The 11,030-nt window shown below is 65.6% G+C and carries 12 protein-coding genes and 1 pseudogene; 11 read left to right on the top strand and 2 right to left on the bottom strand.

The genetic code is table 11. The features are described from left to right. The 7 genes and pseudogenes from RM812_RS39330 to RM812_RS39300 form a co-directional block, all read left to right on the top strand. Positions 1-820: pseudogene (locus RM812_RS39330) on the top strand (hypothetical protein); the annotation flags it as partial. A 128-nt stretch (positions 821-948) separates the two neighbouring features. Further along, entirely contained in the window at positions 949-2,073 is a 1,125-nt protein-coding gene (locus RM812_RS39325; RefSeq protein WP_311585327.1) for a tyrosine-type recombinase/integrase, read from the top strand. Continuing rightward, positions 2,070-2,396 carry a helix-turn-helix domain-containing protein gene (locus RM812_RS39320; RefSeq protein WP_280892733.1) on the top strand — a complete coding sequence of 109 codons (327 nt, stop codon included), beginning with the start codon at positions 2,070-2,072 and terminating at the stop codon, positions 2,394-2,396. The genes RM812_RS39325 and RM812_RS39320 overlap by 4 nt, the downstream gene beginning before the upstream one ends. Further along, positions 2,393-2,986 (top strand): hypothetical protein, encoded by a 594-nt coding sequence (locus RM812_RS39315; protein ID WP_311585323.1) that lies wholly within the window; start codon positions 2,393-2,395, stop codon positions 2,984-2,986. The genes RM812_RS39320 and RM812_RS39315 overlap by 4 nt, the downstream gene beginning before the upstream one ends. Positions 2,987-3,415: 429 nt before the next feature. Next, on the top strand, positions 3,416-4,756 hold the full coding sequence (locus RM812_RS39310) for a hypothetical protein (protein ID WP_311585321.1): 1,341 nt from the start codon (positions 3,416-3,418) through the stop codon (positions 4,754-4,756). 255 nt (positions 4,757-5,011) lie between these two features. Next, complete coding sequence (locus tag RM812_RS39305) at positions 5,012-5,335, top strand: trypco2 family protein (RefSeq protein WP_311585319.1); 324 nt, start codon at positions 5,012-5,014, stop codon at positions 5,333-5,335. A 21-nt stretch (positions 5,336-5,356) separates the two neighbouring features. Further along, positions 5,357-7,825, top strand: a complete 2,469-nt coding sequence (locus RM812_RS39300; RefSeq protein ID WP_311585317.1) for a HEAT repeat domain-containing protein — start codon at positions 5,357-5,359, stop codon at positions 7,823-7,825. On the opposite strand, the gene RM812_RS39295 is transcribed toward RM812_RS39300, so the two are convergent. Next, the gene (locus RM812_RS39295; RefSeq protein WP_311585315.1) at positions 7,822-8,238 is read right to left on the bottom strand and encodes a hypothetical protein; all 417 of its coding nucleotides are present in this window, start codon (positions 8,236-8,238) and stop codon (positions 7,822-7,824) included. The genes RM812_RS39300 and RM812_RS39295 overlap by 4 nt on opposite strands. Between RM812_RS39295 and RM812_RS39290 the strand changes: the two genes are divergently transcribed. Genes RM812_RS39290 through RM812_RS39275 form a run of 4 tightly spaced genes read left to right on the top strand, consistent with a single transcriptional unit; the run spans position 8,221 to position 10,684 of the window. After that, positions 8,221-9,045, top strand: a complete 825-nt coding sequence (locus RM812_RS39290; RefSeq protein ID WP_311585313.1) for a hypothetical protein — start codon at positions 8,221-8,223, stop codon at positions 9,043-9,045. The genes RM812_RS39295 and RM812_RS39290 overlap by 18 nt on opposite strands. Then, on the top strand, positions 9,042-9,443 hold the full coding sequence (locus tag RM812_RS39285) for a hypothetical protein (RefSeq protein ID WP_311585310.1): 402 nt from the start codon (positions 9,042-9,044) through the stop codon (positions 9,441-9,443). Before RM812_RS39290 ends, RM812_RS39285 begins: the two co-directional genes overlap by 4 nt. A gap of 60 nt (positions 9,444-9,503) precedes the next feature. Then, entirely contained in the window at positions 9,504-9,833 is a 330-nt protein-coding gene (locus tag RM812_RS39280) for a helix-turn-helix transcriptional regulator (RefSeq protein WP_311585307.1), read from the top strand. Further along, entirely contained in the window at positions 9,830-10,684 is an 855-nt protein-coding gene (locus tag RM812_RS39275) for an ATP-binding protein (protein WP_311585305.1), read from the top strand. The genes RM812_RS39280 and RM812_RS39275 overlap by 4 nt, the downstream gene beginning before the upstream one ends. Here RM812_RS39275 and RM812_RS39270 read toward each other — a convergent pair. Beyond that, a partial coding sequence (locus RM812_RS39270) for a hypothetical protein (protein WP_311585303.1) occupies positions 10,675-11,030 on the bottom strand: 356 nt, incomplete at its 5' end. The genes RM812_RS39275 and RM812_RS39270 overlap by 10 nt on opposite strands.

The following is an 11,030-nucleotide window of genomic DNA, read 5'->3' as shown; positions in this document are numbered from 1 at the left end:
GGACAGCCAGAGCGAACCCCGGTGTCAGCAGCTGGCCACGCTGACCGGGGCCGACCTTCTCGCCTACCAGCGGCACCTTGTCGGGCTGTTCCCCAGTTCGGCGACACAGCGCGAAACCTGCCGGGCGAAGGTCCGGCTGTTCTGGCGCTGGCGGCACAACCTCAGCGACTGGCTGTCCTTCGACCCGGTTCACATCGACGGGTGGGGCGAACCCGATGCCCGCGGACAAAGGCGAGGCGAGAACCGCACCAGCCGGATCCCAGAAGAGTTTCTCGGCCCGCTGTTCGTCGGGGCCCTGCGGTTCATCGACATCTTCGGCCCCGACATCATCGCCGCCGACCAGCAGTGGAGGAAGACCCGGTTCGCCGGAGCCTACCAGCGGCTTCCGGAACGGAAGTTCCACAGTTCCACCGGCAACCTGCCCCAGGCGATCTCCGATCATCTGGAGGAGTACGTCAGCAGCGGCCGGCCGCTGCCGGGCTGGCGGGGAGCCCCCAACCGCAAGGTCCTCGCCCAGCAGATCGGATGCAGCCGAAGATCCCTGGACGACCCCGCCTACCAGGTGCTCATCGACCAGGCAGAGGCCAAGGTCGGGGTCAGCGAGAGCGCCGCCTTCGACATTCCGATCCTCAGCTCGCTCGACGGCCGGCCCTGGATCGACGACATCGTCACGCACCCAGAGCAGCCCAACAGCCTGGCCGTGATCGCCCGGCACCTCCAGGCCGCCGCCTATGCCGTGATCGCGTACTTGAGCGGGATGCGAGATTCAGAGAACGGGGCGGAGTTGCATCTGATGCAGCACTCCGCAGGGTTCAAGTAAGCGCGAATCAGCAGGTGATGGGCCTCTGCCTCGCCATCCTCTCGCACTGCGCAGACGATCTACCAGCGACTCTTGCGCTCCAGTGATGCCATCCCAACAATGATGCGTCTAACGCAACGGAGGTTGGAGTGGCGAAAGCGGCCGATTTGGCGGGTGCGGCACACCTGATGCTCGTGGACGGGATCTCCTACATGGATCCTGCGCCTGCCGTGTTCGAGGCCATGCTGGAGGGGTGGACCAAGCAGCAGCGGGCCCGCTTTCTGAACTGGGAGGGGACCATCAAGCCGCGGCTGTCGCTGGTCCGTCGGTTCGCCGAGTTCTCCAACCAGTACCCGTGGCAGTGGCAGCCGGCGGAGTTCGAGGCATTCATCGATCATCTGCGCACGAAGACGCCGACGTTCACGGTGTCGAGCGGTCGGAACTACCAGAACCACCTGCGGCTGTTCTGCGAGTTCATCACTGACCCGCGCTACGGCTGGATGTCCGTCTGTCAGGAACGCTTCGGCGAGGTGCCGGTACAGATCCTGCACGAGTGGAACACCGTCACCCATGTCAGCGAATATGAGGGCGACCCGAGTCGTCGGCCGCTGACTTATGACGAGATCCAGGACCTGTTCGACGCCGCCGACGGGCGGGTCGAGGAGATCCGGAAGCGTGGCCGCAAGGGTGCGTTGACCGCGATGCGTGACTCCGCCCTGCTCAAGACGTACTACGCCTACGGCATGCGGCGCCGGGAGAACGTCGGCCTCGACCTCGCCGATCTGCGGCGCAATCCGAAGGCCCCGCAGTACAAGCGCCACGGGGCGGTGTTCGTACGCTGGGGCAAGTCCTCCAAGGGCAGTCCGCCCAAGCGCCGCACCATCTTCACCGTCCCGGAGATGGACTGGATCGTCGACGACCTCGACCACTACCTGACCGAGGTCCGGCCCCGCTTCAATGTGGGCAAGCACCCCGCGATCTGGGTCACCGAACGCTCCGGGCGCCTGTCGCGCCGGTCGGCGAACGAAGCGTTCGAGGCTGCCAAGCAGGCCGCCGACCTGCCCGAAGAACTCGAATTGCACTGCCTGAGACATTCCTATATCACACATTTGACCGAATTTGATTACCCGGAACGGTTCATCCAAGACCAGGCCGGTCACGGCTATGCCAGTACGACGGCCCTCTATACCGGCGTCTCGGACGAGTACCGCAACCGGCTGGTGCACAAGAAGTTGGGCCAGCGTTACCCGGGCATCTGGGAGGACCCGAAGTGATCAAGAAGATGGGCTACCGCTGGAATCTGCGCAAGCTGATGGCCGACCGGGAGATGTTCCAGACCACCGACCTGGTGCCACTGCTGGCCGAACGCGGCGTCACCCTCTCGCGCGAACAGGTCTTCCGCCTGGTCACGCAGCCGCCGCAGCGGATGTCGATGGACACCCTCGCGGCTCTGTGCGACATCCTCGACTGCCAGCCCAACGACCTCATCGAGGTCCAGGTCGTCAACGAAGAGGTACGCAAGACCGCCGGCGGCGAGACACCCGGCCCGCTTCCGGCCGTGCGCCGGACCTCGATCCGGCGGCCGGAGGGCCTGTGACCGCGCCCTCACCGACCGCCCCGTCGGTCGTCGCCCGCCTCGCCGCGCAGGCAGCGCGGATGGAAGCCGCCACGAACGCCGCCGTCGACCAGGTCACCAAGGCCCTGCCGACCCTCAACACCGGTGGCGCGAATGCGGCGTTGGAGACGGCGGTGCCGATCCCTGTCCGCGGGGCCGCTCGGTTCCTGGAGGAGCTGGCCGAACACATGGCCACTCACCCCGACGCTCTGACCTCGGGCAGCTCTCTCTGCCCACCGGTTCTGCTGCGGCTGGCCGAGGTGCTGCACGAAGCCGGACATCCGGTCGTTCGCCCCGGATGCGCACACTGCGGAAAGATCAGGTCTGACCTGCGGCAACTCCGTCCTGAAGGACGGGTCTGTGGTTCGTGCGACGCCCGGAGCCGTCAACGCGAAACCTGCGCACGCTGCCACCGTGACGGCCAGCGCGTCACTGCCCGGCGCCCGGAGGGCCCGATCTGCCACCGCTGCTACCGCGCGGACCCCGCCACGTTCGAGGAGTGCGCCGACTGCGGTCAGCTCCGACACCCGGTGGTGCGGCGGGACGACGGCCGAGGGCTGTGCATGAAGTGATGGAAACGCCCGATGCACACTTGCGTGAGCTGTGGAAAGTCCGCAGCCGCTGCCCTTGTTGACGACGACGGCGCACTCTGCCACCTCTGCTACAACCGCCACCGCCGGCCACGACGGCTCTGCGGTCGATGCGGACAGCTCAGGCGCATCGCCCGCAACGCACGCGACGGGCAGCCGGACCTCTGCGATGGCTGCTACCAGAGCCCCGAGGCGACCTGCTCAATCTGCAGCCGGGCCCGCCCCTGCACCAGCCGCGATCCACAGGGCCAGCCGATCTGCGCCACCTGCTACCAGCGACACCGCACCGGCGAGCCGTGCGCCCTCTGCGGCCGAACCAAGCCCGTCAACGCCCGATGGCCGATCGGGCCGGTCTGCATGACCTGCTACACAGCCGTGCTCCGGTCACCGGCCGAGTGCCCTCGCTGCCGCATGGTCCAGCCGCTGATCGCGCGCGCTGACGACGGCACTGAGGTTTGCGGACCCTGCGTCGGCTTCGCCGCCGACTACACCTGCAAGCAGTGTGGCCGGGCCGGCAACCCCCACAGCCGCGGCCGATGTGCTCACTGCGTCCTCGCTGAACGGGTCAACGCCCTGCTGGCCGGGCCCGACGGCACGGTCACCCCACAGATGGAACCGCTCGCGGCCGCGCTGACGGATGCTCCCTCACCGTTCCCCGCGATCCAGTGGCTCAAGGAGAGCCCGAACATCAAGCTCCTCGCCCGGCTCTCGGCCGACGGCCACGTACTCAGTCACGAACTGCTGGACGAGCTCCCGCCCAGTCGGAACCAGCGCTACATTCGCCAACTCCTCGTTCACACAGGCATCTTGGAGGAACGCCACGAGGACCTCGAACGCATCCCGAGCTGGCTGGAGCACGAGCTCGCGGACAAGCCAGCGGCGCATGCCAATCTCGCCCGCCCGTTCCTGCACTGGTTCCTGCTTCGACGAGCACGCCAACGGGCCGCCCACCGCCACCATCCCGCCTCCGCCGACCGCGAACTGCGGCGCCGCGTCAGCGTCGCCCTGGACTTCCTGGCCTGGATCGACCAACGCGACCTGGCCGTCGCCGACCTCGCCCAGGAGCACATCGACGACTGGATTACCGGAGCCACCAGCCAACGCCGCTACCTGATTCGTTACTTCCTGAAATGGACCACGAGCCGGCAGCTGACCCGCGAACTGACCGTCCCCTCCCTCCCGAGGCAGGAACCCCAGAACCTGCTCGACGAGGACGACCGGTGGCCACTCCTCCAACGTTGCCTGACCGACGATGCCCTGCCCATGGACGTCCGCGCCGGCGGCGCGATCACCCTATTGTTCGGTCCGTCCACCGAACGTCTCTGCCATCTGACGCCCGAGCACCTCAAGTTCGACGACAAGCACGCTCACCTGGTCCTGGGGCGCCACCCAGTCCTGCTGCCGCCAAGGCTCGCCGAACTCCTACGGCAACTTGCCGAACAGCCCCAACTGCGGCCGCAGCTCTCACGAGTCCACCCAGGGCCTCGGTGGCTCTTCCCTGGCATGGTCCCGGGCAAGCCGATCTCGACGCACGGCATGACCCAGAAGCTCAGCCGGTACGGCATCCCGGTTCGCACCGCCCGCAACGCGGCGCTGGCCGCTCTTGCTGCTGATCTCCCTAGCCCGATCCTCGCCGACGTGACCGGGATGCACCGCCACACCGCGCTCCGCTGGGTCGCCTACGCCCGACGCGACTGGGCCGAGTACCTCGCGGCACGGGCCGCAGATAGGGGCAGCGACGAAACTCCGTGACCAGGGGCGCCGTGCCCCAGTCCGGTGATCGCTTCCCACGCTGTCGGAGATCGTTTCCCGCCGTACGCGGCGAGTGACGTCGTCGAGCTGCGCTGTCGTGAGGCGAACTCGTCGACACCGCCCGGGAGTTTCGTCGGTGCCCCAGATAGGGAGAGAGGTAGGGGGCGGTCGTGAGATTCTCCGCGCGGTGGAGGCCGCTCCCACAGGGTATTGAATGAGAAGCTCAGCAGCCGATGGGTAACGCCGGGAGGGCACATGGATGACCGAGTAGCCGCCGGACTTGCGGAGACCATCCGCGCGCTGCGCGCAGAACTCACCGCCGCGATGGAGAGCGGTAGCAATGAGTCGCTGCGCTTTGAACTCGGGGAAGTTTCACTCGATGTGACACTGGCGATCACCAAGGAGGCCTCTGGTGATGCTGGGGTGCGGTTCGGTGTGGTGTCGTTTGGGGCAAAGGGAAAGCTCGGCGACGATGTCACACATCACCTGTCGCTGTCGCTGTCGCCCGTGGTCGTTGATCACGACGGTGAGGCGCGACCCGCACGAATCAATGCCCGCGCCGACGACGAGCCCAGGTAACGGCTGACAGGGGGATCAGCTTTGCTCACGGCACAACGAGTCATCGAAATCTACGATCCTCACGGGGGCGCTGTCGGTTCCGGCTATCTCCTCGCGCCGCGTCTCGTGCTGACCGCGCGCCACGTTGTCGAAGAGGCACTGCCTGGTGACGGTCCGGTAAGTCCACCCGGAAGGAGGGCGACCAGCCGTGCCTTGCGTAATCTCGCGCGCCACCACCCTCGGTGTCGTATCAGGGCTCTCGAGCGCGCTGGTCATTCTGCGTTCAGCAACGCCGTGGTCGTCTGGTGGGCGATGCAGACCGACGTGGCGTTGCTGGTCGCTGTCGATGACACGATGCCTGCTGATTACCCATCAGGGGCTCTGACCTGGGCGGATCTGCCGTCCGCAGACCCTGTTGAGGTAACAGCCGCAGGATTTCCGGAAGCCGACGTCAACGCCAAGGTCCGTGAGTCCCGGCAAATCAAGGGCCTCGTGACACCCTTGTCAGGTGTAAAGCGGGACCAGTGGGTCATCCAGGTTGACGGCACGATCGGGGGCCATACGCCAGACCCCACCAGCGCGTGGGCCGGCATGTCCGGGGCAGCGCTATTCGCGGAGGACCAGTTCATCGGGATCGTTACAGCCGACGCCGCTCCCCGCCATCCGGAGCGGATGGAGTTATGGGCAGTGCCGGCCCGTACGTTCGCCGAGGACCCGGGGCTAACCGAGTGGGTCCGGTGGAGTACGAAGACGCCGACCTGGACCCGGTCACCGCTCGAACCCACCGGGCATCACCGGTTGCTGCGCCAGCTCGTCGATGCCAACCAACGACTACCTGTGCTCGATGACGAATCCACGGAAAAGATCGCGCTAGCGCTGCGTGCGCTCCGCTCGGGGCGCGGTGGCCAGGAGGCCACCCGGCGAGCCGTGGGGCGAGTTCTGGCAATGATGAACAGCAAGAATGCACTTCATGCTGCACTCGAAGATGAGGTATGGGGTGCCGTATTCAAATCGTTGCGAGAGATACGGAAAGCCCTCGAAGACGCCTCTACAGAACTGGCGGTCACCGGACCTGACGCAGTCCGAGCTGTCACCGATGCGATGCTCACCACCGTCCGCAACTATATCGGGCGACATGAAACGCCCTACGTCCACCACATGAGTCACGGGACAGGAATATGGCCTCAGGACCAATTAAATTGGCCAGGTCTACCACGGGCATCCCTGGAGTTGCTCGCAGTGCGTGAAAGCTTGGCAGCCCTGATTGAGCCGCTAAATCGCTATGTGAGCCGCGACCGACAGGGTAAGCTCCTAACTCGGGGGCGTGATCTGTGGGCGATCGCAAGCAGCGGACTTGATCCGGACCATCTTAAACTCGAACGCCATGGCTACGGCTCGCTTACCACCGCCCACCTCCGCTTTCCTATCGGTGCCGCGGCATCCGGTGCACCCCGACTGTCCATGACTACTCTGTCGGCGGCGCTACAGGAGAATATTCCCTCGGTTCGTATGGCCGCGTTCGAGGAGATTGGCCGACTTGCCACTGAGGGAAATGAGGAAGCAAGCGCTGTCGTGCTGGACCTCCTAGTCAGCCGTGACATAACCCTGCAGAAACGGGCGCAGCTGACTCTGCAAAGACTTCCCCAGCATGTGATCACGTCCAGGCATATTCCTCGACTGACTCCTCTGGCCCTCAATCCCGAGCCCTTGATTCGGGAATCGGCTCTGCGGCTGCTGACGCCGTTTGCCGCACTGCCATCAGTTGAACCGGTGTTCGTCGCTGCGATCGCCTGCGGCGTGGAGTTTGATGCTGCTGCCGTGCTCCAGGCCCTCGGCGCTTCGTCTCACGCCACACGATGGGGCACCCTTGCCGCGGACAGGCCCGCCTTATCGACGCTCCGTGAGTTGTTTGACGATCCTGATCCTGTGGTCCGTCGCGCCGTGCTGGCCAAACTTGCTGGCAGCGACGACTTCGGAAACATTGACGCCATCCTTCACGTATCGCTGAGCGGGGGAGGCAGTTGGAGGCCACACTCAGACGGAGGCAACCGACAGCGGGCGGACGCCCCGATTGCAGACCTGCTATCCACCGCACTATCCGACCGTGATGTCAGCGTCCGCTACGCCGCAGTTCGAGCCACCTGGATATGTCTGGGACCGGAAGAGTCCACTGTGCTACTGGCTTGCGCGCTTCGCGACAAGCACGGGGCGGTGCGGGCTCGCGCCGTCTCTACGCTCGGCCTTACCCCCAGGCCCGCGAATGTCGAGAGTGTCCTGCCGTTTGCACGCACTGACACCGATCAGCGAGTGCGAGCCGCAGCCGTCGGAGCTTTGCATGAGCTAGCGAGGTCCGGCGCCCCACTGCCAGGAGCCCCCATCTGGACCAGGGTCTACGATCCTGAGAACGAGGTGAGTGGCCGTGCAAAGGGACTCCTCAAGTGGCTTCGTTCCCACGCGGACTACGACGACAGCACTGATACCTGGACACGGCGCCAACCGCAGAACGATTAGGTGAACACCACCAGATCGTCTAGCACGACAGCGGCACACCATTTCTTGACCGCGATCGTCATCGGCGCCTGGCACACCTCCCCACCAAAGGCGCCCAGCTTGAGCGGCGCCGACACCACCGCCCGCACCGACTGGCCAGGCTGATCGCCAATCAGAGGGGAATAGTGCACGATCGGAATAACCCCCTCCCGCCAGTAGCCAAACACATCAAGCGTGGCTGCGTCGAGGTCAAGTGCGACGAAGAGGGCAACACCTACCGCTGGCGAGTACACAGCCGAGCGTTCAAGGGCGAAGAGGACGCAGAAGGCGTCGAGGCCACATGGACCGTCTGCGAGCCCGTCGTTCGTGCAGTCCGGGTGCTCGAACGGTTGCAGCCCGTCGGCCAGAACTACCTCATGAGCGCTCTCCTCCACGGATCAGGCCAGCCGAAGAGGGCCGGCGTTGATCGAGCCGTCGGCGTCGGCGCCACCAACCAGAACCTCAATCTGTTCGCCGACTTCATCAACGAGCTCTGCGCGGAGCAGGGACGCACCGACACCATCGCAGCTGGCCAGGGTTATGCACTCCGGCTCAAGACGAGAATCTTCAGACGAACTCTGGCTTGGTTCATTGCGCGACACCCCGGCGGAGTCATCGCTGGGGCCCTGCAATATCGGCATCAATCAATCCAAATGTTCGAAGGATATGCGGGGACCAGCGATTCCGGTTTCCGGGCCGAGGTCGAAAGCGAGCAGGCCATCGCCCGGGGCGAGGTCTACATGGAAATGATCGACTCCCACCAGCACGCGGGACTGACCGGCCCGTCCGCCGAAGAGGCTGCCCGCCGGCTCACGGACTTCGGCGAGCACGCGCAGTTCCAGGGCCAGGTCGCGCTGGACAGGCACCGCCTCAGAAGGATCATGAAGCGTCACGACCCGGCGATCTATCCCGGCGAATACATCACCTGCGTCAACGATCCGGCCAAGGCCCTCTGCGAGAAAGCCCGCCGCGGCAACAGCGAAGGACTTCCCTCTCACGGCGGCTGCCTGCCGTTGGCCTGCCGCAACGTCGCACTGACCGCCGAGAACGGCGCTGCCTGGCAACGCGAGATCGTCCGCATCGACAAACGGCTCGCCTCCCGACCGACCCTGGCTCCCCGCCTCCGGCAGCGACTCCAGCACCGGCGGGCCGAGGTCGTGGAGTTCCTGACAGTCAATGGACAGGAGGTCGTCCCCGCATGACCCGCCGAGTCCCCGACCTCCCCGAGGCACTGGTCCGCAAACACCTCCAGGAGGTGCTGGAAAGCTGCCGCGAGACCAACACCGCCCCCAGCGTCCTCATGCTGGCCCGCCGGCTCGGCCTGACCAACACCACCTTCCGTCGGCGCTACCCCGAGATCGCCCGAGAGATCGCCGATCACCGAGCCGCCCCCACCACCTTGCGCAGTGGACCGACCGAGCATGACAAGCTCGTCGCCCGCAACGCAAAGCTCCGCCGCCGAAACCGCGATCTTGCCGCTCAGCTCACGCTCACGGCCGCCCAGATCCAGTTCCTGGCCCTGCGGGCCGCCCGGCTGGAGGCGGCCCTCGAGGCGAGCGCAAAGATCACTCACATCAATGAGAAGCGCCCGCGGATGTGAAACACCTGGCGATCATGCGGCATCCTGGACGACCTATCTCTAGTTAGCTAGAGTTTCACCATGAGCTATCCGTTCAGAGTCACAGAAGCGACGGTTGACGTCATCGAAGCTCTCCTCTCCGGGGACGAGGAGCTTTACGGCCTGAAGATCGCCAAGATGACCGGCCGCCCGAGCGGCAGCGTCGTGCCCATCCTGATGCGCCTCGAAGGCTGCGGCTGGGTCCTCAGTGAGTGGGAGCAGGACGACACCGCCCGGGGACCGCGTCGCCGGTTCTACCGTCTCCACGCCGACCACGCTGGCGAAGCGGCGAGCCTCGTGCGCGAACGGAAGAAGGCCCCCCGCAAGGTCATGTCTGCCATCCTCCGCCCAGGCATTGGAGGCGCTCGATGACCACCGAGGCCATCATCTTCCTCGTCACCGCCGTCATCCTGCCGCTGCTGCTAACTGAACTCGGTGACTGGTGTCCCACCCTCGCCAAGCGCCTCGCTCGATGGACTGCCCGAAGGCTGGGCGACCCGCTGGCGACCGAGCGGTATTCCGAGGAGTGGACGGCGGAACTGGGACACCTTCCTGGGAAGCTGGCTCCTATGTTCGTCGCGCTGGGCTACTTCGTGGCACTTCCGCGACTTCGCTGGTCACTGCGGACCGCCCGCCGCACCAGCCAGCCTGGGCAGGATCTCAGCGAGCTCGCACCGACGCGTGTCCCGATTTACGAGAACTTCGAGCTGGCGATGTATCCCTGGGCTCACCAGGGCGAGGCGTGTTCCACGTTGCTCAAGGCGATCCTCGACGCCAGCAACCGAAGCCGCCTGCACCTGCTCTTGGGGCCGCCCGGAAGCGGCAAGACCATGACCGCGGCCTGGCTCGGCAAGCGCCTCGTCCAGGAGGGGAAGAAGGTCCACTACATCTGGGCACCCGACTGGGCGCATCGGATGAACCCGCTGCACGTGAGCCCTCAGCTCCGTGACCGACTGATCCAAGCGACGCAAGACCTTGGGCTGCTTGTTGTTGACGAAGTCGATGACACAACCCTTGAAGTCCTGGAAACCCTGCGACTGCCTTGTCCGGTTCTCCTGATCACAAGGGAGGTTTGGGCGCCGGGCACATCAAGGGAGCTGACGCGGAGGCCCTCGTCCCCTGGGGTCACGGTTGACTACCGCTCATCGGCTGGGATAGAGGGATACCTGCGTCCGAGCCCCGGCATCCCCGGCCCCCTACCGCCGGTCAACGGTCAGTCCTGAACGACGGCCACAATCTGGCCTGGTTCATCGCTCGCCGACCGGGCGGCTCGATCGCCGGAGCCCTGCAATACCGCCACCACGGCATCCAAATCTTCGAGGGCTATGCCGGCACCAGCGACTCCGGATTCCGCGCGGAAGTCGAGAGCGAACAAGCACTCGCCCGCGGTGAGCACTACCTCGCCATGGTAGACGCCCACGAACACACCGACCTGACAGGCCCGGCCGCCGCCGAAGCGGCCCGCCGCCTCGAAGGCTTCGGCCACCGGACCCGCTTTTACGGAATCGTCGTCACCGACGAACGGCGCCTGAAAAGGATCATGGAACGGGAAGACCCCGCCGTCTATCC

Source organism: Streptomyces lancefieldiae, assembly GCF_031845825.1.
GTDB classification, from domain to species: domain Bacteria; phylum Actinomycetota; class Actinomycetes; order Streptomycetales; family Streptomycetaceae; genus Streptomyces; species Streptomyces lancefieldiae.
Note: the sequence above shows the minus strand (reverse complement) of the source record. Positions and strands in the feature narration are given on the sequence as shown.